Consider the following 26,599-nt stretch of genomic DNA (forward strand, 5'->3'; position numbering starts at 1 on the left):
CCTTAAAATCATCCACATCAATACTCGCTTGTAAACTGTCAGACTTGACAGTTTACAAGTTTGTCCAGCTGGCATTTTATAGACCCATCCCGCCTGCTGTTTCCATGGCGAGATATCACTTGTCATGACAGTGGAGACCGTATCAATGAACGCAATTGTGAAAGTGGCTACACAAGCTGTAGTGCAGGGAACGTGCAAAGGAATAATCAACGGGACCAATACATTTGAGGCCGGGATGGTTGAGCTTTCAGAAGCGAGTTACCCGCCTCCTCATGGCCAGGCGTATGTCATGCTCGCTACAGAACGTGCTCCCGCCCCAAGCTTCACAACCAAAGAACTTAAAGTGTCATTTTCCAAGGGTTCCCCCGATGGCGAGTATGGTCTGTTTCCAGATCTGTACACGGTTCGGGTACTTTTTATCGACCGCTCTGCGCCTCAAACACCCGTGGTTTACACACAGTACCAAGGTATCGCGAGGGTTAAATACGACAGTGCGAGTTCGACATTCTCGGGTGAAATCAGTGCGACACTGGAGAATCTGGATGAAGACACCCGAAAAATAGTAGACGTAAGAGTGAATTTCGAAGCGCATCCGTATGTCCCCGTACGTAGAAACCCCCGTCGTCCTTCATCACCTGCGGCGCACTGCTGAACGTGTTAGCAACAAAACAAGTAAATAAATGCTTATAAAAAAGGAGTCCAAGGACTCCTTTTTTTATTATTTTATTTTCTTTTTAAAACGCGTAGCGCAGACCTAATGTCAACCCGGCTGGTTGTCTGAAGTTTTTCCCGTCGCTATATTCATAGTCCACATGAATTTGCAGACTGTTCGTCATCGAGGCCGCTACGCCAGCGCCCAGCTGAACTCGTGAACCCGAAAGATCATTTTTGAACACATTGTCATTCACCTTTACTTCATTATTCTTTTCAAATTCGTAGGCGCCGGAAACACGTACATAGGGTTGCAATGTCATGTCGTTTTTCAATTTGAAGTTGCGCCCGGCGGTCATTCCGACTTCACCCAATAGTGAGCGTGCGCGATCTCCGTCGGCCTGCAGATCGTTATCCAAAGAGAAATGCTTACCTTGAATGACCACGGCAGACCATTTGGTGAACGGCTCAATGAAATAACCATCGTCAAGTTTGACATGCCGACCAAACTCGACGGCCCCCCCTACCCCGGTATTGTCGTAGTCACCTTTGGCCCTGGTCCCATCACTCAAGCCGACTTTGGCTTCGTTACGAAACCGGTTCACTTTCAACACCGCGTCAGCGTAGTAACCCGTGGTCGTGTTCAACATGGTTGCATAAGTGCCAACGTAGTAACTATCGACGTTACCGGAGGTGCCAGCGTGCAGATCGAGATCGGAGGTGCTATGTCCCCCCATTACCCCGACCAGCCATTGACCGTCTCCCAACGCCGCATCAGCCCCAAGGGTGAAGCCTTGCTGGGTTTGCCGGTATCCCACACCCGAACCATCGGCAATTTCGAATCGATTGCCATAGGTGCGACCCCAAGCGCCCGATTGGCCAGGATTGAAGCGCAACTCACCCATGCGGGTACGCAACGACGTCAACTCGCCATACCAGGTGGGAAGTGGCGTATTGAACAGCGCCAATACGGAGCGTGCGCCCGGGCTGACGATGCGAGTGCTGGGGTCCAGAATCCAATCGTTACCACTTTTGGCCAGGGCATAAGAAAAGGCTCCCTGATCAACCACATTGTTGAACAGTGAGAACCGGGCATCGCCTCCGGCTGTTTTTACCACGGTGACGGGCTGACCGGCAGCCGGCTCGGTACCGCTGCTGGCAATCACCAGCTCATGGGTGCCAGAGGCGGTTCCTGTGACATTCAACAAATCAGTCTGCCCCGTGGCCAGGTTTGTCCCCATGATGAACCGCCCATTGCCTGACAGGTCCGTTACATTCAACTGGTAGTACGCGTTCTCGGCACCGAATGTTACCGCACCGCCATTCAGGTTCAGTTTTCCTACTTCACTATCACCCACCAGCACCCACTGGGAGGTGTCATTGATCGTCGCGCTGGCGACGTTTTCCAGACGGCCGGTGAGCACAGAATGGTTTTGCAGTGTCAGGTCAGTGGTGCTGCCGGACTCGGTGACGATATTGCCACCCAACGTGCTGCCGTTGACGACCATCGACGCATTGGCGCCCCCCTTGACCTCGAGCAACGTATCGTTGCTGGCCAGTAGTCGGGAGTTGTTCAATGTAATAGTGGCCGTTGAACGTTCAACATTGTCGAAGTCCACGACGATGGCCGAGCCGTTTTTACCCTGGACGGTGGTGTTGTCCAGATTCAGGGTCGCGGGCGCTACGCCAGTTGTATCAAGTTCGATGAACACCCCGTCCTTTCCACCAATGATCGTACTGTTTTTGGCAACGGCGTCGGCACTCTGGAGCCATAAGCCGTAGCCTGAAGCAGAGGTGCCCTCAAGGGTGGAATCTGTGAGATTGATGAGGCTGTGGGAAGACGCAAAGGCGCCGGCGTCCACGCCTGTAATGGTGCTGCTGCCGATGATATTGATCGTGGAACCGTCCAGGGTATTGGCAAACCGTACGGCCGATACCCCGAAGAATTCGCCGCTGATGGTGCTGTTATCGATATTTCCCTGGCTGGAGACCAGTTGCAGACCCGATTGTCCGCCGGTACCCGTTACGGTGGCACCACTCACATTGACGGAGGAGCCGCTTCTGACGGTGATTTCCTGAGTACTGCTACCCGCATTGATGTTCACGGTTGAACTGTCGGCATCGATACCGAGTGTCTGTGAGTTATTGACAGTCAATGAAGCGTTGGAGCTGAGAAACCAGCTTTCCACCGGGTCGCCATTGTTAAGGGTAACGTTGCCTCCGACGATCGGAGCTGCAACAGCGATGGACGAAAACATCAGGAATGGAACGCAAAGGGCGGTTTTTGCAAAGGGGGGAATAGTACATAACATAGGGTAGAAATGCATACCGAATACCTGCTGGTGAAGTACTGACATCAAATTCTTGGCCAGTCGTCAACGAACGTCTGCCTTTGAAAGTGCGCAAGGCTATCGAGTAAACACGCAAACTTATGTAGGACTATTCTTTATTTCGGTAGCGACAAGTCCTGCGAACGGTTACAAAAAATTCGGCATGAGCCCGGAGGGCATGAGAATTTGATCTCATGCCCGCCGTGATACTTTCTTCCTCCTTATGGGCCTGGTATCGGGTTGGCCACCTCGCAGTAATCTCTGTTGTTATCCACCAGGAATACAAAGTGGATAGCAGGGTCCGATTCAGGCAGCACCGCGGAGACGGTATAAGTCAGTTTCCCAAAACCATTCGAAACCGGTTTGAAGTTGACGAAGTAATCACCAATGTCCGTTTCAATACCCGTCGGAGGTACGGTGCCGACAATCGGTATATTTTTGGTAGCGCGAGTCCAGGGGATAGGGACTGTGCCGAACTCGTCAGTAAACCCTTCCCACACCAGTATCAGCATTCTGCCATCAAGCAGTGAAGGGCTGTTTGGAATAATGACCTTCAAATTCCGCCGATTCGTCCCATCGCCCGGCCAATTTGGATCACTTGCAGGCATGAAATTCAATGTAGGGCAAGAAATGCTATCAAATAGAAGTCCTTGCACCTGGGGTGCGGGCAAATCGATCTTCGTAATATTGACATCAACATCCTGATCTTCGGACCAGACCGGGTTGTTACCTAAAACTTGCGACAACCTCCATTTTATTTTTGCTATACCGTTTGGCTTCCGCTCAATTACGGCCCACGGCACCGTTACTGCCTTGATTTCTGTACCTTCTTCGCCTGGTCGCAATAGATAGGGAGGCGACAACTCCACGTCATCGTAAAACACCGTGATGCTCTGCGCCGATTCGGTGGGTGGGGCGGCATAGAGCTGGATGAAAATATCCGCATCTTTGCCAAAGTCGTTATCGTCGAGTTTGTTGTTCACACCTTGGGAAGACACCAGTCGAGGCAACTCGAGGTCCCGATTGATTGGATCTGGCTCATCTGGATTTGGCGGCCCGGGCTGGAAGATATCGACGCCAATATCTGTATCTTCCGTTGCGATAGGTGCTCCCGAGCCCCGGAACATGTTGTACGAGACCGTAGTGGGGACGACGCCGTCGGTCGATCCATACGCGGCCTTGATAATGGCGTAATCCACATTGAACACAAGGACAGTGTTAGTTCCTACCCTTTCTTCAAGAGCAACAGCAGTGCCCTGCCAATAAGCAATAATCGTGTCGCTTGGGGCGTTGGGTAGCGGCACCGGTACTTCAATCGTTACACCCTGTTTGCAGTCCGCCACATCGATCAAGGTGTCGCCGTTTGTACCATCGGCCAAAGGCACCACAGGCGGCAGGGGAACAGGCGGAGCCAAACGACGGACGTTGCGTTGATCGGGCCTTGAGCGTCGGCTGAGGTTACCCGCCAGATCTCTGACCTCGTACTGCAACGTATTCAAACCTTCAGCGGAACGCTCAAAAATTTCCACGAGTAGCGTAATTTTTCCGTCTACTAGGGGTACTGGGACGTCGCGCAATACGGGCGATGCAAACGCAGGGTCCGCAGGGTTTCCCCAATAAATATTGCAAACGTCAGTGGCTTCGGCATTGGCGGCAGCCCGTGGAATGGTGATCACTATGCCGGTAGGATTCGCGCCCAAATAGGCATCGTCGATGTCTCGACCCGGAGGCAAATCTACCGGGAAACTGGCGGCTGGCGGAGAGAAGTCCGTTGGCGGCGTTTTGGATTGGTAGGGTTTGGTCCTGTCGATATGGTATTCGGTCACTTGCTCAGGCTGCGGGTTTACACCATTGGCATATAAAATATACACCAGCTCATATTGCGTAGGCGTTTCAGGTGTTTGCCGTTCAGTCAGTTGAGAAAGTGGAATATCTAATGGCAATGGCCAGATACGACTGGCAACCGGACCTAACTGATGCCCAGACAAGAGAGGTATTCTCGTAGGATTACCTTTAAGCCTCAAAAAAACATCCAGCCGGTCACGGTCATATTCGTCTGCAGGTTGAGGGATTAAGTAACGCAGGGCGGCACCCAGCGCCGCCACGGGAATGCGCAAGTCGCCTCCCGGAAGATTCTGTGCTGGAATAACGGCGGGGAATAGAAGTGCGCCTGAACCTTGTAGCGATACTTGTTTATTTACCCCAGGGTTTTCAACTTTCGCATTCATTGAAATAGCTCCACTAGTAGAAGTAACCCCCTCTCGCCAACAACAAGGCGTAATACGGGGAATGCTGGTAACGTCATTTAACGCAACACTCGGACCACAAAAGCCTCCACCTGATATTTTTCGATCAATCTTTACCAGTACTCTGATTGAAGCCCCTATTTTTCTGCCTGTTCTATACAGGCTGTAGTTGGCAAAAGCTGATGCATCGGCCCGCATGGGTTCTATATGCGGAACATAGGGCTCCACGGTGACAGAGAAGCCATTTCGGATCTCTTGATCTGACAATAACTGTTTGTCAATTCGTTTATAAGTACCGGCGATTGCTGGTTCTTTGCCAACCAGGCCGAGGTATCCATTCCATTCAACTCTGCAAGTATCACCCACTCTGCAAAATGAAGGCAGCGAGGGGACTTTGACTTCGATGCCCATCCAGATAGGTGGTACGGTATTGCAATTAAAATATCCATGGAGCGTAGCTTTTGGGAAAGTGACCCCCGGAAGATCCTGCGGAATCGGTATATGGTCAATCGTCAACTTCCGAGGCAACGACGGATGTGGATTTCCAAAGTGATTGCGTGTTTCATAGAGCACCTCCACAACACCGTCATTGATTAGGTATTGCGGGCCGATCGGAATGAGAAACTCCAATTCAGTGATAGGCCCGAGATGCCTAGTTGTTGAGGTAAAAACTACAACCCCATTACGCCTCAACCAGACAGTTAGCGTATCTGTTTGTCCGGGCAGTGCCGGCATGGGCCAGATCGGAACTCTGACTTCTATACCCGACTGCAAAAGCTCAAGCGGGATATAGCCTTCCGGATCATTTTCATCCACACCGATTACTGTGGGTGCGTCGTAAACCAAAACATCAACAGGCGCCATGGTTAATTTCTCTTGAGTTTTGCCTTGAAGAAATTAAGCGCCTGTTTTTCTTATTGGCCTACTGTCAGATCTGACAGGTAAACCTACCGTCGGTCGGGTTCCGAGCGAATCTTCTGACACGCCGGGCTTGACGGATTGGGGCCGCTGGTGTTTTCTGAAACCGGTTTCAGAGCCTCACCACGAAACCCCAGACAACTCCAATAACAAGGTCCACCACCGTGAACGATTTCTCCGCCGCCCAGCGCAGCCGCGTCACCATGCTCGATGTTGCCGAACACGCCGGTGTGTCCAAGGCCAGCGTGTCGCGCTTTATCGGTGACGACCGTGCCCTGCTCTCCGATGCCATCGCCCAGCGCATCGAGCAAGCCATCAGCGAGTTGGGCTACCGCCCGAACCAGATGGCCCGTGGCCTTAAACGCGGGCGAACCCGTCTGATCGGCATGCTGGTGGCCGATATCCGCAACCCTTATTCGATTGCCGTGATGCATGGCGTGGAAACCGCGTGCCGGCGTCACGGCTACAGCCTGGTGGTGTGCAACACCGATCGCGATGACGAGCAGGAACGCCAGCACCTGGCGTTGCTGCGCTCGTACAACATCGAAGGCTTGATCGTGAATACCTTGGGCCATCACCGCGATGAACTGCGCGAACTGCATCGGGAAATGCCGCTGGTGTTGGTGGACCGCAAGGTCGAGCAACTCGAGAGTGATCTGGTGGGCCTGGACAATCCGGCCGCCGTTGAAATGGCCCTCGCCCATCTGGAAGAACGCGGTTACCGCGATGTGTTGCTGGTGACCGAACCCTTCGACGGCACCAGTTCGCGGATTGAGCGGGTGAGCAGTTTCAACGCGCAGATCTCGCAGCGTTCGGCGCTAAAAGGCGCCGTGATCGAAACCGGCGGCGACCTGACTTCACATTTGAAAACCTTCCTCGACACCCCCGGCCCGGGGCCGAAAGCGTTGTTCTGTGCCAACGGGATTGCGGCGCTGGCCAGCACCCACGCGCTGCGTGAGCTGGGTTGCAAGCTGTTCGAGGATATCGGGCTGATTGCCCTGGATGATCTGGATTGGTATCCGTTGGTGGGCAGCGGCATCACCGCCCTCGCCCAGCCGACGGCGGAGATTGGCGCGAGTGCGTTTGAGTGTTTGCTCAAGCGTTTGCGTGGGGATGTCGGGGCGGTGCGGACGGTGGATTTTGCGGCGCGGTTGGTTGTGCGTGGGTCTACACAAGGGATTTGCGGTGACTGGGCTGACGCCATCGCGAGCAAGCTCGCTCCCACATTGGATCTGTATCGAACACAAAAATAGGGCCACCACAAATCCCCTGTGGGAGCGAGCCTGCTCGCGAAGAGGCCCTAAAGAACACCGCATCACTTGATCCTTTTTTTTGAACAAAAATGAAACCGGTTTCAGAGGTAGATAACAATGAATAAACCACCCGTTTCCATCAGCCTGTCGAGCTACGGCGCCGATCTGGTCCGTCAGCGCGGACAGGGCAGTTTCGTCGATCTGTTGGCCGCTGCCGGCGCCACGCGCATTGAATGGCGCGAAGAGTTGCTGACCCATGAAGAACCCGCGCAACTGGCCGACGCCACCCAGGCTCGCGGTCTGGAAAGCGTGTATTCCTCGCCCATGGAACTGTGGCTGGCCGGTCAATCGCGGCCCAATCCCGAGTTGGTCACCACCCTGCAACGGGCCGAGGCCTTCGGCGCCAAATGGCTGAAGGTCTCCCTCGGTTACTTCACCGACAATAACGATCTTCAAGCGTTGGCTCGGTTGCTGACCCAGAGCCCGGTGCAACTGCTGGTGGAAAACGACCAGACCTTGCACGGCGGGCGCATCGAACCGTTCCAGCGTTTCTTCGGTGAGGTCGAGCAGCACAATCTGCCGATCAAGATGACCTTCGACATCGGCAACTGGCAATGGCAGGACCAGTCCGCCGCCAGCGCCGCGCGTGCACTCGGCCGGCACGTCGGTTATGTGCACTGCAAAGCGGTGGCACGCCGGGCCGACGGCAAACTGGTGGCGATGCCGCCGAGCGCCAGCGACCTGCATCTGTGGGAACAACTGTTGCGGCACATGGCCCAAGGCGTAATGCGGGCGGCGGAATATCCGCTGCAAGGCGACGACCTGGTGCAACTGACCACTGAACATGTCGCCACCCTCGCCCGCCTCGGTCAATCACGCTTGGAGAATGCGCATGTCTGAGATCGATATCCTCTCGTTCGGCGAAACCATGGCGATGTTCGTGGCCGAGCAGAGCGGTGATCTGGCCGCGGTCGGCCAGTTTCATAAACGCATTGCCGGGGCTGACAGTAACGTGGCGATCGGTCTGTCGCGGTTGGGCTTCAACGTTGCCTGGTTGAGTCGGGTCGGCGCGGACTCCTTGGGTCGTTTCGTGATCGATACGCTGGAGAAAGAAGGCCTCGATTGCCGCAATGTCGCTATCGACCCGGCGCACCCGACCGGTTTCCAGCTCAAGTCCCGCACCGACGATGGCAGCGATCCGGTGGTCGAGTATTTCCGTCGCGGTTCGGCGGCCAGTCACTTGTCGGTGCAATCCATCACGGCCGAACTGTTGAACGCGCGGCACCTGCACGCCACTGGCATTCCTCCAGCGTTGTCGGCCAGCGCCCGGGAAATGTCCTGTGAATTGATGACCCGCATGCGTGAGGCCGGACGCAGTGTGTCGTTCGACCCGAACCTGCGCCCGAGCCTGTGGGCCAGCGAGCAGCAGATGATCACCGAGATCAACCGCCTCGCCGCCCTCGCCCACTGGGTACTGCCGGGGTTGAGCGAAGGTCGCTTGCTCACCGGTTTTGAAGACCCGGCGGACATCGCGGCGTTTTACCTCGATCAAGGGGCGGAAGCGGTGGCGATCAAGCTTGGGCCTCACGGCGCTTATTACCGCACGCATCTGGACCAGGGGTTTGTGGCCGGCGTGCCGGTGCAAACCGTCGTCGATACCGTGGGTGCTGGCGATGGCTTTGCCGTCGGCATGATCAGCGCCCTGTTGGAAAACCTCAGCTTCGCCGAAGCCGTGCAGCGCGCCAACTGGATTGGCAGCCGTGCGGTGCAGAGTCGGGGGGATATGGAGGGGTTGCCCACTCGGCTTGAACTATCTACCGGGGTTGAGGCCGCCAATCGCGAGCAAGCTCGCTCCCACAGTGGAACGCCGGCGTAAACAAAGTATGTGATCGGCACAAATCCCTGTGGGAGCGAGCTTGCTCGCGATGAGGCCCGCACAAGCACTGAAGATTTAGACCGTTACCTGCTGCGACAAAAACAACAAGCTCAGGAGCACCATTATGAAAACCGCAACACTCGCCGCCCGCCGCTGGTGGTACATCATGCCCATCGTGTTTATCACCTACAGCCTGGCGTACCTGGACCGCGCCAACTACGGGTTCGCCGCCGCCTCCGGGATGGCAGAAGACCTGATGATCACACCGGGCCTTTCGTCGATGCTCGGCGCGCTGTTCTTCCTCGGCTACTTTTTCTTCCAGGTGCCGGGGGCGATCTATGCCCAGAAACACAGCGTAAAAAAACTGATTTTCGTCAGCCTGATCCTTTGGGGCGGCCTCGCCACCCTGACCGGGATCGTCTCCAACGCCTATTGGCTGATCGTCATCCGCTTCATGCTCGGCGTGGTCGAAGCCGCGGTGATGCCGGCGATGCTGGTCTATCTGTGCCACTGGTTCACCCGCGCCGAACGCTCCCGGGCCAACACGTTCCTGATCCTCGGCAACCCGGTGACCATGCTGTGGATGTCGGTGGTGTCCGGGTATTTGGTGCAGCATTTCAGCTGGCGCTGGATGTTTATCGTCGAAGGTTTGCCGGCGGTGCTCTGGGCGTTTATCTGGTGGCGCCTGGCCGATGAGCGTCCGGCCCAGGCCAAGTGGCTCAGCGATGAAGAGAAACAGGATCTGGAAAGCGCCCTCGCCGCCGAACAGGTCGGCATCAAAGCGGTGAAGAACTACGCCGAAGCTTTCCGCTCGCCGAAAGTCATCGTGCTGGCGTTGCAGTTTTTCTGCTGGAGCATTGGCGTCTACGGTTTCGTGCTGTGGCTGCCGTCGATCCTCAAGGCCGGTTTGCAGATGGACATGGTCGAAGCCGGTTGGCTGTCGGCGCTGCCTTATCTGGCGGCGGTGATCGGCATGCTCGCGGTGTCCTGGGGCTCGGACAAATTGCAGAAGCGCAAACGCTTTGTCTGGCCACCACTGCTGATCGCTTCGATTGCGTTCTACGGTTCCTACGCCTTGGGCGCTGAGCATTTCTGGTGGTCCTACACATTACTGGTGATCGCCGGCGCTTGCATGTATGCGCCTTATGGGCCGTTCTTCGCGATCGTTCCGGAAATCCTCCCGGCCAACGTGGCCGGTGGCGCCATGGCGCTGATCAACAGCATGGGCGCCCTCGGTTCGTTTGGCGGTTCCTATCTGGTCGGTTACCTGAACAGCACCACCGGTTCGCCCGGCGCTTCGTACCTGTTGATGAGCGGCGCGCTGATGCTCTCGGTGGTGCTGACGATTTTCCTCAAGCCCGGCGCCAGTGACCGGGTCGTGGCCAAAGCCGCAGTGAAACGGCCGATGGCGGCTCACCCTTGAATTGAAGTTGAGACGATCACCATGAAAAAGCAGGTTGTGCTGTACAAGAAACTCTCGCCGTTGCTGATGGCCCGCCTACACGAGCAGACCGACGTGACCCTGATCGAAAGCCTTGATGCCGAAGGCCTGGCCAAATTGCGCGCGGCCCTGCCCCGGGCCCAGGGTTTGCTCGGTGCCAGCCTGAAACTGGATGCGGCATTGCTCGACCTCGCGCCGAATCTGGAAGCGATTGCCAGCGTTTCGGTGGGCGTCGATAACTACGACATCGATTACCTGACCGAGCGACGCATCCTGCTCAGCAACACCCCGGATGTGCTCACCGAAACCACCGCCGACACCGGTTTCGCGTTGATCCTGGCCACCGCCCGGCGTGTGGTGGAACTGGCGAACATGGTTCGTTCCGGCCATTGGCACCGCAACATCGGCCCGGCGCAGTTTGGCACTGATGTGCATGGCAAGACCTTGGGCATTATTGGCATGGGCCGCATCGGCGAAGCGCTGGCCCAGCGCGGGCATTTCGGCTTTGGCATGCCGGTGATCTATCACAGCCACTCGCCGAAACCGGCGGTGGAACAGCGTTTCAATGCGCAATACCGCAGCTTGCCGGAGCTGTTGCAGGAGGCGGATTTTGTCTGCCTGACCTTGCCGCTGACGGCTGAAACCGAGGGTTTGATCGGCGCTGAACAGTTCGCCTTGATGGGCCCGGCGACGATCTTTATCAATATCTCCCGGGGCAAGGTGGTGGATGAAGCGGCGTTGATCCGGGCGCTGCGCGAGGGGCAGATTCGCGCTGCCGGGCTGGATGTATTCGAGCGCGAGCCGCTGAATCATGATTCGCCGCTGATGCAGTTGAGCAACGTGGTGGCGACGCCGCACATTGGCTCGGCGACGCATGAGACGCGCGAAGCGATGGCCAAGTGCGCGGTGGACAATTTGCTGATGGCGTTGGCCGGTGAGCGGCCGGTGAACCTGGTGAATGCCGGGGCGTGGAAGGCCTGAGCCATTTGGCGCCTGTGAGGGCGCCTTCGCGAGCAAGCCCGCTCCCACAGGGGATCTCGGTCATACACAAAATTTGTGTCCACTGAAGATCCCCTGTGGGAGCGGGCTTGCTCGCGAAGAGGCCAGACAATACAAATCTTTCAGGCCCTACGCGCTTCCAACAGATCCGCCGCGCACAGCGCTATCCGCCGACACGCATCCGCCAGTTTCACCTGATCCACCACCAACCCGATCCGGATGTGCCCCGCCGCACTCGGCCCGAAGGCCTCCCCCGCCAGCACCGACACGCCATAGCCTTCCAGCAACCGCTCGGCAAACCTTTGGGCGCAGAGCCCGGTCGGGCGCACATCGACCATTACGAACATCCCGCCATCGGGTTTGATCGGGCGGATGCCCAGGCAATTGCTCAGTCGCGCGCACACCAGGTCCCGGCGCTGGCGATACTCCTCGCGCATCTGCGCGACTTCCGGCAAATCCCGGTCCAGCGCGACTTGCGCGGCTTTCTGCACGAAGTCCGGAATGCCAAACAGCATGCACAACGACAGGTGCACCAAATGTTCGGCCAAGGGTTTGGGGCCGATCACCCAACCGACCCGCCAGCCGCTCATGGCGTGGGATTTGGACAAACTGTTGAGGGTCGCGGTGCGCTCGGCCATACCCGGCAAACTGGCCGGGCTGATGTGTTCGCCTTCGTACAGCAAGTCGCTGTAGACCTCGTCACTGATCAGCCACAAGTCGTGACGAACGCAGAGCTGCGCCAGTTCCTGCCAGATTTTCAAGGACAGATTGGCGCCGGAAGGATTGTTCGGACTGTTGAGCAGAATCACCCGGGTCCTGGGTGTGATCAGCGCCGCGACATCCGCCGGATCTACCCGAAAACCGTTCTCCGGACGCACCGCCACCGGCATCACTTTGGCGCCGCAGGCACCCAACACACCTTCATAAGTGACGTACATCGGTTCGGCGACGATCACTTCATCGCCCGGATCCAGCAGGCACTGCGCCACCGAGTACACCGCGCATTGCGCGCCCGGCAACACGATCACATGCTCGGCGTCCACCGCTTGACCGCTGCGGCGCCGATGTCGACTGGCAATGCTGTTGCGCAGCGCCCGAGTGCCGCGCACATCCGAATAATGCGTGTCGCCGGCCAACAAGCTGTCGATGGCCGCCTGGACAATGGGTTTGGGCGTGTCGAAATCCGGATCGCCCACCGACAGTAGCAGCACATCAACCCCCTGCTCGCGCATCTCCAGCGCTCGATCATGAATCTGCCAGGCTGCCGCTCCGTCACCGGCGATGCGTTGGGTCAAGGCTGAATAGCGCATGTACTTCTCCTGTCGCGCGTGCTCCAGACTCAACCCTATCTCAAATTACAAAACGCGCCACCATCGCGTTCAAATCCACCGCCAATCGCGACAATTCGTGGGTCGCGGCGCTGGTCTGGTTGGCACCGGCGGCGGACTGGGTGGCGAGGTCGCGGATGTTGACCAGGTTGCGGTCGACTTCGCGAGACACCTGCGCCTGTTCTTCGGAAGCACTGGCGATCACCAGGTTGCGCTCGTTGATCAGGTTGATCGATTGGGTGATCTGCTCCAGTGCCACACCGGCAGCGCGGGCCATTTCCAGGGTGCTTTGGGTGCGCTGGTTGCTTTGTTGCATCGAGGAGACCGCTTCGCCGGTGCCGTTCTGAATGCCGGCGACCATTTTTTCGATTTCCTGGGTCGATTGCGCGGTGCGATGGGCCAGTGCCCGAACCTCGTCCGCGACCACCGCAAAACCACGCCCGGCTTCACCGGCACGCGCAGCTTCGATTGCGGCGTTGAGCGCCAGCAGGTTGGTTTGCTCGGCGATGGCGCGAATCACGTCCAGCACCTTGCCGATATCACGGCCCTGGGCCGCCAGGCCTTCGATCATCACCGACGTGTTTTGCACGTCGTGGGTCATGGTCTGGATCGCGTCGACGGTTTCCACCACGCGATTGCGCCCTTCACGCGCGGCCTGGGTCGACTGGTTCGAGGCTTCGGACGTCGACACCGCGTTGCGCGCGACTTCTTCCACGGCGGCGGTCATTTCATTCACCGCCGTGGCGGCCTGTTCGATTTCGTTGTTCTGTTTTTGCAGGCCACGGGAAGATTCTTCGGTGACCGTGCTGAGTTCTTCGGCGGCGGCCCCCAACTGGGTGGCAGAGCCGGCGATCTGCTCGATGGTTTTACGCAAGCTGTTCTGCATGGCGGCCAAGGCGCCGAGCAAACGGGCCGGTTCGTCCTTGCCATCGACTTCAATGGTTTTGATCAGGTTGCCGCCGGCGATGGTTTCTGCGGCCTGCACGGCGCGGTTCAATGGTTCGATGATGCTGCGGGTCAGCAGCCACGCCAGCAGAACGGTCATCAGCGCCGCGACCACCGACACCACGATAATGCCGTTGGTGGCAAAGGAATACTGGTCGTCGGCTTCGGCATCGGCCGCTGTCGCGTCGGCCTTGTTGATGGCGATCAGTTTGTTCAACTGCTCGCCCATCTGATCGGTGCCGTCCTTGATGCGTGAGTTGATCAACTTGCGCATTTCATCCAGCTTGTCCTGGCGGGACAGGTCCATCATCTCGCGCTGGGCTTGCAGGTAGTTGTCCAGGGTGGTGGCGAAGGTTTTGTACAGCGTCGCCTCTTCACCTCCCGCGGGCAACGCCGCATAACCGGCCTGGGCCGTTTTGACTTTGCCGACCAGCACGTCAATGCGGGTGGCGGCTTCTTGCAGGCTCGCCGGCTCACGGTTCACCAGCACGCGGAACGACAGAATGCGCAGGCGCAGCACGTTTTCGGTCATGGTGCCGAGGAAGCCGATGCTGGGCAGATGGTTGCTTTCCATGTCCACGGAGGCCTGGCGAATGATCGACATTCGACTCACGGCAAACACACCCAGCACGATGACCAGCAAGGCGATGAAGGCAAAACCGAGGAAGGCGCGGGGCGCGATATTCAGATTACGCATGGACATAGGATGAGTCTCGGGTGATTGAGCTTCGAGCATCCGTGCCGTGATCGCTGTCAGGTGGGCGTGTAAGCCGGCCGGATCAGCCTGGCGCCACTGTTGTAATAGGTTTGTGTGCGCCTATGAGGGTTATCGGCTGGACTTGAGGATTTTTGCGCGGGAAGTGGAAATATATTTCAAGGGGTTACGGGTGTTGTAGCAGCTGTCGAGCACCGCGAGGCAGCGTTCGGCGGCGAAGCCGTCTAAACCCTGCGTTCACGGTTTGCCTGATACATTTTGCTGGCTGATTTCACGACGGCTGCGCCGCCGAACGCTGCCTCGCGCTGCTCGGCAGCTGCTACGCAGATCAGGCGTTGCGGGCAGCCATGCGCCACACTCTGGCAATATCACTCGCCCGCTCGCGCAACAACCGCGGCGCCTCGGCACAGGCTTGCTCCAACGTCATCGGCCCGCTCGCCAGGGCAAACGCCGCATCAATCCCGTGGCCATACAGTTCCTGATAACCCTCGCCCAGGGTTCCTGCGATGACAATCACCGGCACACCCTGCTGACGAGCGATCCGCGCCACACCAAACGGCGTCTTGCCGCGCAAGGTCTGGGCGTCGAAGCGGCCTTCGCCGGTGATCAACAGATCCGCGCCTTTGACGGCTTCAGCCAGGCCGACCAGTTCCGCGACCACTTCCACACCCGCCTGAAATTGCGCACCGAGAAACGCCTTGGCCGCAAAGCCCAGACCGCCCGCCGCACCGCTGCCGGGTTCGTCGCGCACGTCTTTATCCAGCGCCTGCGCGCACAGATCGGCAAAGTGCCCAAGGGCTTGGTCCAGTTGCTGGACCTGCTGCGGCGATGCGCCTTTTTGCGGGCCAAAAATCGCTGACGCACCATGCGGGCCGCAGAGTGGATTGTTGACGTCGGCGGCAATGTCGAAGCGCACGGCGTTCAGGCGTGGATCGATTTTGCTCAGGTCGATGTTAGCCAGTTGTGCCAGCGCCAGTCCGCCCGGCGCGAGAATTTGGCCCTGCGTATCGAACAGTTTCACACCCAACGCCTGCATCGCCCCGGCGCCGCCGTCATTGGTGGCGCTACCGCCGATCGCCAGGATCACCCGTTGCGCGCCGGCATCGAGCGCGGCGCGGATCAGTTCGCCAGTGCCGAAGGTGCTGCTGATGCAGGCATCGCGTTGCCCTGGCGGAACCAGTTGCAAGCCACTGGCTTCGGCCATCTCGATGATTGCGGTGTGGTTGTGCGGCAACCAGCCCCACGCCGCTTCGACGCTGACGCCCAATGGACCGCGCACCGGCGTGCGGCGCAGTTCGCCTTCGCACGCCGCCAGAATCGACTCGACCGTCCCTTCCCCACCGTCGGCCATCGGGCATTTGACCAATTGCGCGTCCGGCCAGACTTCGGCCAAACCCAGCGCGATGGCATCGGCTACGCCCTGGGCACTCAGGCTGTCCTTGAACGAATCGGGGGCGATGACGATTTTCATGTGAATTCTCCAGTTCAGTGCTTCCATGCTGCCAGTTGCCAGGAGCGCTGACGCCAGTCCGTTGCACAAGCGGGGGTGGCGTTTGTTGTTCATTTATACAAAGTCAGTGTAGAGGGTGTCAGGGATGGCCTATTCGCGAGCAGGCTCGCTCCCACAGGGAAATGCATTTCAAATGTGGGAGCGAGCCTGCTCGCGAAGGCGTCAGTGAAGTCAGTCGGTTTGCGGAAGCAACTGCACACCCAGATAAAGCGCCAACATCCCATCCAGCCGCAACGGATCAACCCCGCTCAACTCGGCAATCCGCTCCATCCGATAACGCAAGCTGTTGCGATGAATCCCCAGCGCATCGGCACAGGCCTGGCTCTGCCCATCGTGATCGCACCAACTGCGCAGGGTCGCCAGCAGTTGGCCGTTGTTGTCCTTGGCGATGACTTTGCGCAGCGGCTTGAGCAACTCGTCCAGCGCATCGTCGTTGCGATGCCGCCAAAGCATCACCGGCAGCCGATAACGGTTAAGCGTCAGCAGTCGCGAACGCGGCAGTACATCGCGCCCGTAGGCCAGCAAGTCCCCGACCCGGCGATAGCAGCGGCGCAAACCCGGCAGTCCATCGGCCTGCCCGCCGACGGCAATGCGCAGGATGTTCCAGCCCAGGCCATCGAGTTTTTCCAGCAGCCGCTCATGTTCGATCGCCTGGCTCGCCGGTCGGCACCACAGCAGCGACGACTTGGCTGAACTGACGCACCAACTGTCGGGGTAACGACTGATCAGCCAGGCGCTGAGGGCTTCGACGGTCTGGCCCGGACCGTGTTCCAGGCCCAATTCGAACAGGTACGGCACCCGCGTCAGTTGCGGCTTGAGCCCCAACTGTTGCGCTTCGTCCACCAGGCGCGGCGAATCCCCGGCATCGGTCAGCAGCAACGCGAGCAAATCATCGCAACGCTGGCGCCGCCATTGCTGTTCGGCTTGCTGATTGCGCTGACCGACCAGCATCTCGGCGGTCATGCGCACCAGTTCGGCATAAGTGCGCAGTTGCTCCGGTTCGCCGGTGATGCCGAGCACGCCGATCAGCCGCTGATCGAGCAGCAACGGCAGGTTGATCCCCGGTTGCACGCCCTTGAGGTGTATCGCCGTTTGCGCATCGATTTCCACCACACGGCCGTTGGCCAGCACCAGTTGCGCGCCTTCGTGGCGGGTGTTGATCCGCTCCGGTTCGCCGCTGCCGAGGATCAAGCCCTGGCTGTCCATGACGTTGACGTTGTACGGCAGGATGGCCATGGCCCGGTCGACGATGTCCTGGGCCAGGTCGTGATCGAGTTCAAACATGGGTCAGGTCCTTGAAAACGGGGTGGGACGGGTTGTTCACCCGCACAGGCCTTGGTGGCAAACCCTGTGCTCAGGCACAAAGACAATTACCCAAGGGGTGGCCGAGACTCACAGGGCGATCAACGTTACCCTTTGCATCGCAAAAAATCATAATAAAGAGAGAGCCCGCCATGTCACAGAGCGCAGCCGCTACCCAGACCATCGTTGACGAAAAAAACGCCGTTTACAAACGCATTACCCTGCGTTTGATCCCCTTCATTTTCATCTGCTACCTGTTCAACTACCTCGACCGAGTGAACGTTGGATTCGCCAAGTTGCAGATGCTCGACGCGCTGAAATTCAGCGAAACCGTGTACGGCCTCGGGGCCGGGATCTTCTTTATCGGTTACGTGCTGTGCGGCGTACCGAGCAACCTGGCCCTGACCAAATTCGGCCCACGGCGCTGGATCGCGCTGATGATGATCGTCTGGGGCTCGCTCTCGACCTGCCTGCTGTTCGTCACCACACCGACCGAGTTCTATACCTTGCGCCTGTTCACCGGCGCGGCTGAAGCCGGGTTCTTCCCGGGCGTGGTGCTCTATCTTTCGCAGTGGTTCCCGACCTTCCGCCGTGGCCGCATCATGGCGCTGTTCATGTCGGCGATCCCGGTGTCCGGCCTGCTCGGCAGCCCGTTTTCCGGCTGGATTCTCAACCACTTCGGCGCAGGCCAGGCGGGTTTGGCCGGCTGGCAGTGGATGTTTTTGCTGCAAGGGATTCCGACGGTCATCCTCGGTGCCCTCGCCTACTTCCTGCTCAGCGACAGTTACGCGAATGCCAAGTGGCTGACGCCGCTTGAGCGTTCGGTACTCGAAGCGGATCACGCGGAAGACCTGGCGAACAAACCGAAAACCACCACCGATTCGTTGGCGGCGGTGTTCAAGAATCCGGCGATCTGGGCGTTTGGCCTGATCTATTTCTGCATCCAGAGCGGCGTTTACGCGATCAACTTCTGGCTGCCGTCGATCATCAAGAACCTCGGCTTCAGCGATAACCTGGTGATTGGCTGGTTGAGTGCGATTCCGTATCTGCTGGCGGCGGTATTCATGTTGCTGGTCGGTCGTTCGGCGGACCTGCGCAAAGAACGTCGCTGGCACTTGGTGGTGCCGATGCTGATGGGCGCGGTGGGGCTGTTGATTGCGGTGAACTTCGCGACCACGCCGGCCATTGCGATTCTCGGCCTGACCATCGCCACCATGGGCGCCCTCACCGGTCTGCCGATGTTCTGGCCGGTGCCGACCGCTCTGCTGAGCGCGGGTGCGGCGGCGGGTGGTCTGGCGCTGATCAACTCCATGGGGCAGATGGCCGGATTCTTGAGCCCGTACCTGGTGGGTTGGGTCAAGGACAGCACCGGCTCGACCGATGCGGCGTTGTATCTGTTGGCGGGTGTGATTGTCTGCGGGAGCGTGCTGGCGTTGCGCATGACGCGCACCCTGCGCGCCTGACCCCACCGCTGATCCCCCTTGTGGGAGCGAGCCTGCTCGCGAAGGCGATGTGCCAGTCAACATCAATGTTGAATGTGCCGACGCCTTCGCGAGCAGGCTCGCTCCCACAAGGGGATTTGAGTGGATTTTCCGGTTGCTCCCGGCAATGGTTCTGGTATTTGATTGACGCCTTTCCCATCGGCAAAAGGATTTCGTCATGAGCTACCGCACATTGGGTCATTCGGGTCTGCAGGTGTCCACCTTGACCCTGGGCACCATGATGTTCGGCGAACAGACCAGCACCGAAGATTCCCTGCGGATCATCGACAAGGCCTGGGACCAGGGCATCAATTTCATCGACACCGCCGACGTCTACACCGGCGGACGCTCCGAAGAAATCGTCGGTGAAGCCGTTGCCGGCAATCGCCACGAATGGGTGCTCGCCACCAAAGTCGGCTTCGGCCCGGTGGACGGCGTACCAAACCGCAGCGGCCTGAGTCGCAAGCACCTCTTCAACGGCATCGATGCCAGCCTGACGCGCCTGGGCACCGATTACGTCGACATCTATTACCTGCACCGCGAAGACCACAACACGCCGTTGGAAGTGACGATTTCTGCCATCGGCGACCTGATTCGCCAGGGCAAGATTCGTTACTGGGGCCTCTCCAACTACCGTGGCTGGCGCATCGCCGAAGTGATTCGCGTGGCCGACAAGCTCGGGGTCGACCGGCCGGTGATCAGCCAGCCGCTGTACAACATCGTCAATCGCCAGGCTGAAACCGAGCAGATTACGGCGGCCCACGCCTATGGCCTGGGTGTCGTGCCGTATAGCCCGTTGGCGCGCGGCGTGCTCAGCGGCAAATACGCACCAGACGTGAAGCCGGACGCCAACAGCCGCGCCGGGCGCCAGGACAAACGCATCCTCGAAACCGAATGGCGCATCGAGTCGCTGCGCATTGCCCAGCAGATCCAGGAATACACCCAGGGTCGCGGCGTCGGCATCGTCGAATTCGCGATTGCGTGGGTGATCAACAACAGCGCCGTCACCTCCGCCATCGTCGGCCCGCGTACCGAAGAGCAGTGGGATGCGTACACCAAGGCTCAAGCAGTGAAAATCACGGCGGAAGATGAAGCGTTCATTGATTCGCTGGTGAAGCCAGGGCATTCGTCGACACCGGGATTCAATGACGTCAGCCACTTCGTGTCCGGCCGTAACCCCCGGAATAACTGAAGCAACCCATAACCTGTGGGAGCGGGCTTGCTCGCGAAGGCAGTGTGTCAGGCAATGCAGATGTCGACTGACACAGCCCCTTCGCGAGCAAGCCCGCTCCCACAGGGGGTTTGTGTTGATTGCAAATCTTGTAAATGAACAAAGATCAAATGTGGGAGCGAGCCTGCTCGCGAAATCGGTCTAACCTTCAACATCAATGCTGGCTGAAAGTCCGTCTTCGCGAGCAGGCTCGCTCCCACAGGGGGGTTTGTGTTGATTGCAAATCTTGTAGATGAACAAAGATCAAAAGTGGGAGCGGGCTTGCTCGCGAAGGCGGTATTACATTCAACATCAATGCTGCCTGGTAGACCGCTTTCGCGAGCAAGCTTTGCTCCTACAGGTTTTGCGTTGTTCTTGATCAATCGGACAATGTTCTAAGCTAAAACCACGTATCCTCTGCGCCCCCGTTTCACGTTCAACCTCGCGAGGACAGTTTGTCTAAAGGTATCGCTTTATCGGTCACAGCTTCGGTGCTGTTTGCCGTCATGTATTACTACACTTCGTTGCTCACTCCCCTGAGCGGCGTAGAGATCTTCGGCTGGCGGATGCTGCTGACCGTGCCCTGCATGACGGTGTTCATGGCGGTGTCCGGCGAATGGCGGCGCGCGGTCGAGATCCTCAAGCGCCTGGGCGGCAAGCCGAAGTTGTTGGCGGCCCTTATCGTGTCGGCGACGTTGCTGGGCCTGCAACTCTGGCTGTTCATGTGGGCGCCGCTCAACGGCTACAGCCTCGACGTGTCGCTGGGTTATTTCCTGTTGCCGCTGTCGATGGTGCTGACCGGGCGGATTGCCTATGGCGAGCGCTTGTCCTATCTGCAAAAAGTCGCGGTGTTTTTTGCCACCCTCGGCGTGCTCAACGAGTTGTATCAGGTCGGCGGTTTCTCGTGGGCGACCTTGCTGGTGGTGGTCGGCTATCCCCTGTACTTCGTGCTGCGCAAATGGCTGAAGACTGACAACCTCGGCGGCTTATGGCTGGACATGATCCTGATGCTGCCGGTGGCGTTCTGGTTTGTCTGGGGCGGCGCCCAAGGCTTCGGCGTGTTCGACCAATACCCGTGGCTGTCGCTGCTGATCCCGGTACTCGGGTTGATCAGTGCTTCGGCATTGGTGGTCTACATCATCGCCAGCCGCTTGTTGCCGTTCAGCCTGTTCGGGCTGTTGAGTTATGTCGAACCGGTGCTGTTGCTGGGCGTGGCATTGCTGCTGGGGGAAAGCATCAAGGCTGGGGAATGGCTGACGTATATTCCGATCTGGCTGGCGGTGGTGGTGCTGGTGTTTGAAGGGTTCAAGCACATGATGCGTAATCGCCGACCTTAAAGTCTGCGCAAAAAACCTGTGGGAGCGGGCTTGCTCGCGAAGGCGGTGTATCAGTCACATTGATGGCGACTGACACGGCCTCTTCGCGAGCAAGCCCGCTCCCACATTGGTTTTGTACACACCAATAAAAAGCCCGGCCAGCATTGCTGCTGACCGGGCTTTTTTACAGCTGAAACGGCTTACTCAGTTGTGAGCACACCGCGACGTACCTGATCGCGCTCGATCGATTCGAACAACGCCTTGAAGTTGCCTTCACCGAAACCATCATCGCCTTTGCGCTGGATGAATTCGAAGAACACCGGCCCCATCAGGGTTTCCGAGAAGATCTGCAGCAGCAGACGCTTGTCGCCCGACTCGGACGAACCGTCCAGCAGAATCCCGCGCATTTGCAGTTGATCGACCGGCTCGCCGTGGTTCGGCAAACGGCCTTCGAGCATTTCGTAATAGGTTTCCGGTGGCGCGGTCATGAAGCGCATGCCGATTTTCTTCAGGCGATCCCAGGTGTCGATCAGGTTGTCGCTGAGGAACGCAACGTGCTGGATGCCTTCGCCGTTGAACTGCATCAGGAACTCTTCGATCTGACCGGCGCCCTTGGACGATTCTTCGTTCAACGGGATGCGGATCATGCCATCCGGCGCGGTCATGGCCTTGGAGGTCAGGCCGGTGTATTCGCCCTTGATGTCGAAGTAACGGATTTCGCGGAAGTTGAACAGCTTCTCGTAGAAGTTGGCCCAGTAGGCCATGCGCCCGCGATACACGTTGTGGGTCAGGTGATCGATGATCTTCAGGCCCGCCCCTTCCGGATTGCGGTCAACACCTTCGATGAACACGAAGTCGATGTCGTAGATCGAACTGCCTTCACCGAAACGGTCGATCAGGTACAGCGGCGCGCCGCCGATGCCTTTGATTGCAGGGAGGTGCAGCTCCATCGGACCGGTTTCGATGTGAATCGGCTGGGCGCCGAGTTCGAGGGCACGCTTATAGGCCTTTTGCGAATCCTTGACCCGGAACGCCATGCCGCACACCGACGGGCCGTGCTCGGCCGCGAAGTACGAAGCGACGCTGTTAGGTTCGTTGTTGAGGATCAGGTTGATCTGGCCCTGGCGATACAGGTGCACGTCTTTGGAGCGGTGGGTCGCGACCTTGGTGAAGCCCATGATCTCGAAGATCGGCTCCAGGGTGTTCGGGATCGGCGATGCGAACTCGATGAATTCAAAGCCCATCAGGCCCATCGGGTTTTCGTATAAATCTGCCATGGTTGGCGCCTCATCATCTGCATTTGAAATTAACGGATCGTTAGTTGCTAGCAATGCTGAGACTGGCGGGTGGCGCACAGGAGATGCCCCGAACGCTGCGGGCGAGGAAGTCACCGTAGATCAATTGAAACCCAAAACTCTTCATTGTCGACCCAAGGCTCTTGCGGGCGAGGCTTCTGGTGTCAGAAGTCGTTTATTATTGTATGCGTAAACCGATTCTACACAGCGTAAAACGGTTTGTCCGCCTTCTGTATCAAATCCCCTTTTTCGTGGCCGGCGCAAGGGGTTTGTTGCACAGGTAAATCCCCGCCAGAATCAAGCCGCCACCCAGGCACATGGCCAGCGTCAGCTGCTCGCCCAACAGCAACGCGCCGAGGATCACCGCGGTCAGCGGATTCAGGGCAATGAACACGCCGGAACGGGTCGCGCCGATTTTGCGGATACCGTCGTAATAGCCAATGTAGGCCAGCGCCGAGCCGAGCACGCCGAGGTACATCAGGCTCAGCCATTGTTGCGGACCCAGGCTGAGGAGCGCATCGACACTCAATTCGCCGCGCAATGCGCTGGTTATCCAGAGCATCGCAGTGCCCAACAGAACCGAGTACGTCACCGTTTGCACCGGCCCAAGTGTCTGATTCAGCTCTTTGGAAAACAGCGAGTAAATACCCCAGCTCAGCACACAGCCGAAAATCAACAGATCACCAATCCACGCATCGGCATTGGCCGCCAGCAATTGCGGGTTGCGGCTGACGATCACCATCCCTGCCCCGGCGATGCAAATCGCGATGCCCGCCACTTTCGCCCGGCTCAAGCGCTCCTTGAACAGCAACCACGACGCCAGCCCGATCACTGCCGGGTTCAACGCCACAATCAACGACGCCCGGGACGCATTGATGTAATGCAGCCCATAAAAGAAGCACAGGTTGTAGAAGAAAATTCCGAAGAATCCCAGCAGCGCCAATTGCGCCCATTGCCGCCAGCTTGGCTTCACCAGCGGCACGCGGGCCAGCAACAAAAACAGCAGTAGTGCCACGCTGGCGAACAGAAACCGCAGGCTCGCGGCAAACAACGGGCTCAGGCTGTCAGCCAGGAATCGCCCGGCCACGAACGTCCCGCCCCAAATCATCGTTACCGCGGCCAGTTTCAAGTAAACCGGTAGGTCCGACGGTTTTGTCAGGCTTTGTTCAAAGCTATTCATATGTCACCAGAAGAATCGGATGACGTATCATCGGGCTAATGTCTGATCATCGTAAAATGAGTAAAAACTCATGACCCTGACCCAACTGGAGATCTTCTCCCTGGTCGCCGAACTGCGCGGCTTCACGGCTGCGGCCAATCGCCTGGGCATTTCGCAGTCAGCGGTTTCCCATGCGCTGAAGGCGCTGGAACAGGAACTCGGCGTCGAACTGTTGCGCCGTCATCAGTCCCAGGTCGAACTCAGCGATATCGGTCAGCAGTTACTATTGCGCGCCCGGGCGATGCTCGGGCTGGCCAATACCTTGCGCCAGGAAGCCGCCGATGCCCGAGGAATGAAACGCGGCACGCTGCGCATCGGTTCTTTCGGCCCGACCTCGTCGATCAAGTTGTTGCCGATGATCCTGGAGCCATTTCGCGCGGCCCATCCCGGCATCGAAGTGCATATCGACGAAGGCCCGGACCGCCAGGTGATTCAATGGCTGGAAGAGCGGCGCATCGATGTCGGTTTTGTCGTGTTGCCCGAGGAGCGCTTCGACACGTTTGCGCTTGTCGAAGATCAGATGGTTGCGCTATTGCCCGCCGATCATCCGCTGGGCGCGCATGAAAGCCTGAGTTTGCAGGACTTGTGTCATGACCCGTTCGTGCTGACCGAAGCCGGTTCTTCGGAGCTGGTTTCCCGGCTGTTCAACGCCGCCAGACTGACGCCGAACATTCGCTATCGCTGCTCGCAACTGCTCAGCACTCTCGACACCGTGGGACGTGGCGCGGCCCTGACCGTCGTCGCCGAAAGCTCACTGCCGCACGACAACGACCGTTGTTATGTGAAAAGACCTCTGTCGCCGCCGGTCAAACGTCAGGTCGGGTTGGCCGTGCTGGATCAGCGTCAGTCATCTCCGGCGACGCTGGCCTTTATCGAACTGGCCTCAAATCTAACCTATCGCTGAGCAACACGAGCACGAACGGCCAACTATCATGGCCATAACTGAATTCTTCCTGGTTTCGCAAATGCCTCTGACCGTCAAATCCCGCCGAAAGCGCAGCACCCGAATTGCTGTGACTGCATTAAGCGGGGTGCTCCCGGTTCTGTTGGGCGTCGCCATCCTTTATATGCAAGCCGGGCGCGTACTGAAACAAAGCACCGAGCAAACCGCCGAGGAAGCCTTGCGTCAATTCAACCTGATGCTCGACAACACTGCCGAAGCGGCGCGAGTGTTGCTGCCCCTGGCCGGCGACCGTTGCGAAGATGCGAAACTGGCGCTGCGTGAACAGGTGACTCGCCGCCCCTTTGTGCGCTCGACCAATCTGGTGTGGAACGACAACCTCTATTGCAGCTCGTTGTTTGGCGACTATCAGGAGAAGGTCAACCCCGGCGACTACACGCAAGGCCAGTTGTGGTTGATGAATGGCAACCCGGTGACGCCCAATACCGCGTTGCTGGTTTATCGCCTCAGCGATGGCCAAAAAGGCGCGCTGACCACCCTCGACGGTTATCACTTGAGCAACGTACTGCGACTGATCGGCCGTCAGACTTCGCTGTTGCTGCAAGTCGGCAATAACTGGTTATCCGCCGACGGCAAAGTGCATGACAGCGCCCTGCCCGTCTTGCCGGTGGCGCAAAGCACGCGGGTTTCCGAGCAGTACGCGTTTACCGTGGCCGCCGGTTTCCCCGAGGGCGAAACCTGGCGCTACATGAGCCGCGAATATCCGCCGCTGTTCAGTCTGCTGATATTTTTTGGCGTGGTCTCGGGTTTAATCGGGCACATTCTGCAAAAACGCGCCTCGTCGCCCAGTGTTGAATTGCAGCGGGCGCTGGAGGCTGGCGAGTTCATTCCGTATTTCCAGCCCGTGGTGCATGGCGACACAAAAAAGTGGAGCGGCGCCGAGGTGTTGATGCGCTGGAATCATCCCAAGGAAGGCCTGGTGCGCCCGGACCTGTTTATCCCGTTTGCCGAACACTCGGGGCTGATCGTGCCGATGACCCGCTCATTGATGCAGCAGACTGCCGCGTTGCTGGCGCCGGTATCGGCCTCGTTTGTCGGACCGTTTCATATTGGTATCAACATCACCGCCAGCCACTGCCGGGACCTGGAACTGGTGCAGGATTGCCGCGTATTTCTCAGCGCCTTCGCACCCGGCAGCATCAGCCTGGTGCTGGAGCTGACCGAGCGCGAACTGATCGAGCCCACGGCCATCACTCTCCAATTGTTCGAGCAACTTCACGAGTTGGGCGTGATGATCGCCATCGATGACTTCGGCACCGGCCATTCAAGCCTGGGTTACTTGCGCCAATTCAACGTGGACTTCCTGAAAATCGATCAGAGTTTTGTCGCCATGATCGGTGCCGACGCCCTCTCGCGGCACATTCTGGACAGCATCATCGAACTCTCGGCCAAGCTGGACTTGGGAATTGTTGCCGAAGGTGTAGAAACCGAGGCACAAAGCGATTACCTGACCGCCCACCACGTGAACTTCCTGCAAGGCTACCTGTTCGGCAGGCCGATGCCCGGCGCGGACTTCATTAATGCATTAAGTCTTCATTAACCGACGCTGCAGATAACGAAACCCGCACCAAATTGAATCAAAAGACTGCTGTTGTTACATGAA

Annotated in this window: 18 protein-coding genes and 2 pseudogenes; 11 read left to right on the plus strand and 9 right to left on the minus strand. The window is 58.3% G+C overall.

Annotated features, from left to right (window positions below):
• Positions 1–145: 145 nt before the first annotated feature.
• A complete protein-coding gene (locus tag LOY68_RS17125; RefSeq protein WP_265038683.1) occupies positions 146–652 on the plus strand; it encodes a hypothetical protein in 507 nt (168 codons plus the stop codon).
• An 82-nt stretch (positions 653–734) separates the two neighbouring features.
• Here LOY68_RS17125 and LOY68_RS17130 read toward each other — a convergent pair whose 3' ends face one another.
• Together LOY68_RS17130 and LOY68_RS17135 are read right to left on the minus strand one after the other, a co-directional pair.
• Positions 735–3,008: an autotransporter outer membrane beta-barrel domain-containing protein gene (locus LOY68_RS17130; protein ID WP_265038684.1), complete on the minus strand. Its 2,274-nt coding sequence runs from the start codon at positions 3,006–3,008 to the stop codon at positions 735–737.
• A 194-nt stretch (positions 3,009–3,202) separates the two neighbouring features.
• Complete coding sequence (locus LOY68_RS17135; RefSeq protein ID WP_265038685.1) at positions 3,203–6,091, minus strand: hypothetical protein; 2,889 nt, start codon at positions 6,089–6,091, stop codon at positions 3,203–3,205.
• 218 nt (positions 6,092–6,309) lie between these two features.
• Here LOY68_RS17135 and LOY68_RS17140 point away from each other — a divergent pair.
• The 5 genes and pseudogenes from LOY68_RS17140 to LOY68_RS17160 all read left to right on the plus strand — a co-directional run.
• A pseudogene (locus LOY68_RS17140) lies at positions 6,310–7,323 on the plus strand (LacI family DNA-binding transcriptional regulator); the annotation flags it as partial.
• A 192-nt stretch (positions 7,324–7,515) separates the two neighbouring features.
• Positions 7,516–8,298, plus strand: a complete 783-nt coding sequence (locus LOY68_RS17145; RefSeq protein WP_163910261.1) for a sugar phosphate isomerase/epimerase family protein — start codon at positions 7,516–7,518, stop codon at positions 8,296–8,298.
• Complete coding sequence (locus LOY68_RS17150) at positions 8,291–9,274, plus strand: sugar kinase (protein ID WP_163910262.1); 984 nt, start codon at positions 8,291–8,293, stop codon at positions 9,272–9,274. The genes LOY68_RS17145 and LOY68_RS17150 overlap by 8 nt, the downstream gene beginning before the upstream one ends.
• 124 nt (positions 9,275–9,398) lie before the next feature.
• The gene (locus LOY68_RS17155; protein ID WP_265038686.1) at positions 9,399–10,697 is read left to right on the plus strand and encodes an MFS transporter; all 1,299 of its coding nucleotides are present in this window, start codon (positions 9,399–9,401) and stop codon (positions 10,695–10,697) included.
• 21 nt (positions 10,698–10,718) lie between these two features.
• The gene (locus tag LOY68_RS17160; RefSeq protein ID WP_265038687.1) at positions 10,719–11,696 is read left to right on the plus strand and encodes an NAD(P)-dependent oxidoreductase; all 978 of its coding nucleotides are present in this window, start codon (positions 10,719–10,721) and stop codon (positions 11,694–11,696) included.
• A 140-nt stretch (positions 11,697–11,836) separates the two neighbouring features.
• Here LOY68_RS17160 and LOY68_RS17165 read toward each other — a convergent pair whose 3' ends face one another.
• The 5 genes and pseudogenes from LOY68_RS17165 to LOY68_RS17180 form a co-directional block, all read right to left on the minus strand.
• The gene (locus LOY68_RS17165; protein WP_163910265.1) at positions 11,837–13,024 is read right to left on the minus strand and encodes a pyridoxal phosphate-dependent aminotransferase; all 1,188 of its coding nucleotides are present in this window, start codon (positions 13,022–13,024) and stop codon (positions 11,837–11,839) included.
• A gap of 40 nt (positions 13,025–13,064) precedes the next feature.
• Complete coding sequence (locus tag LOY68_RS32265; RefSeq protein WP_401322605.1) at positions 13,065–13,928, minus strand: methyl-accepting chemotaxis protein; 864 nt, start codon at positions 13,926–13,928, stop codon at positions 13,065–13,067.
• Positions 13,923–14,723: pseudogene (locus tag LOY68_RS32270) on the minus strand (MCP four helix bundle domain-containing protein); the annotation flags it as partial. The gene LOY68_RS32265 and the pseudogene LOY68_RS32270, both read right to left, overlap by 6 nt.
• A gap of 307 nt (positions 14,724–15,030) precedes the next feature.
• Positions 15,031–16,173, minus strand: coding sequence for a glycerate kinase (locus LOY68_RS17175; RefSeq protein ID WP_265038689.1), 1,143 nt, complete (start codon positions 16,171–16,173; stop codon positions 15,031–15,033).
• Between the two features lie 210 nt (positions 16,174–16,383).
• Entirely contained in the window at positions 16,384–17,496 is a 1,113-nt protein-coding gene (locus tag LOY68_RS17180; RefSeq protein ID WP_054050595.1) for a sugar diacid recognition domain-containing protein, read from the minus strand.
• Positions 17,497–17,666: 170 nt separating this feature from the next.
• Here LOY68_RS17180 and LOY68_RS17185 point away from each other — a divergent pair, with 170 nt between their 5' ends.
• The 3 genes from LOY68_RS17185 to rarD all read left to right on the plus strand — a co-directional run bounded on the left by LOY68_RS17185 (position 17,667) and on the right by rarD (position 21,542).
• Complete coding sequence (locus LOY68_RS17185) at positions 17,667–18,977, plus strand: MFS transporter (RefSeq protein ID WP_265038690.1); 1,311 nt, start codon at positions 17,667–17,669, stop codon at positions 18,975–18,977.
• Between the two features lie 196 nt (positions 18,978–19,173).
• Entirely contained in the window at positions 19,174–20,187 is a 1,014-nt protein-coding gene (locus tag LOY68_RS17190) for an aldo/keto reductase (RefSeq protein ID WP_265038691.1), read from the plus strand.
• Between the two features lie 473 nt (positions 20,188–20,660).
• Positions 20,661–21,542: an EamA family transporter RarD gene (rarD, locus tag LOY68_RS17195; protein WP_054614594.1), complete on the plus strand. Its 882-nt coding sequence runs from the start codon at positions 20,661–20,663 to the stop codon at positions 21,540–21,542.
• Positions 21,543–21,721: 179 nt separating this feature from the next.
• Here rarD and hppD read toward each other — a convergent pair whose 3' ends face one another.
• Positions 21,722–22,798 (minus strand): 4-hydroxyphenylpyruvate dioxygenase, encoded by a 1,077-nt coding sequence (gene hppD, locus LOY68_RS17200; protein ID WP_265038692.1) that lies wholly within the window; start codon positions 22,796–22,798, stop codon positions 21,722–21,724.
• 253 nt (positions 22,799–23,051) lie between these two features.
• Positions 23,052–23,996 carry a DMT family transporter gene (locus tag LOY68_RS17205; protein WP_265038693.1) on the minus strand — a complete coding sequence of 315 codons (945 nt, stop codon included), beginning with the start codon at positions 23,994–23,996 and terminating at the stop codon, positions 23,052–23,054.
• Positions 23,997–24,066: 70 nt separating this feature from the next.
• On the opposite strand from LOY68_RS17205, the gene LOY68_RS17210 reads away from it, so the two are divergent.
• The gene (locus tag LOY68_RS17210; protein WP_265038694.1) at positions 24,067–24,939 is read left to right on the plus strand and encodes a LysR family transcriptional regulator; all 873 of its coding nucleotides are present in this window, start codon (positions 24,067–24,069) and stop codon (positions 24,937–24,939) included.
• Positions 24,940–25,000: 61 nt separating this feature from the next.
• Positions 25,001–26,536: an EAL domain-containing protein gene (locus tag LOY68_RS17215; protein ID WP_265045802.1), complete on the plus strand. Its 1,536-nt coding sequence runs from the start codon at positions 25,001–25,003 to the stop codon at positions 26,534–26,536.
• Positions 26,537–26,599 lie beyond the last annotated feature (63 nt).

Origin of the sequence: Pseudomonas sp. B21-053, from assembly GCF_026016365.1 — a bacterium.
GTDB classification, from domain to species: Bacteria; Pseudomonadota; Gammaproteobacteria; order Pseudomonadales; family Pseudomonadaceae; genus Aquipseudomonas; species Aquipseudomonas nunensis.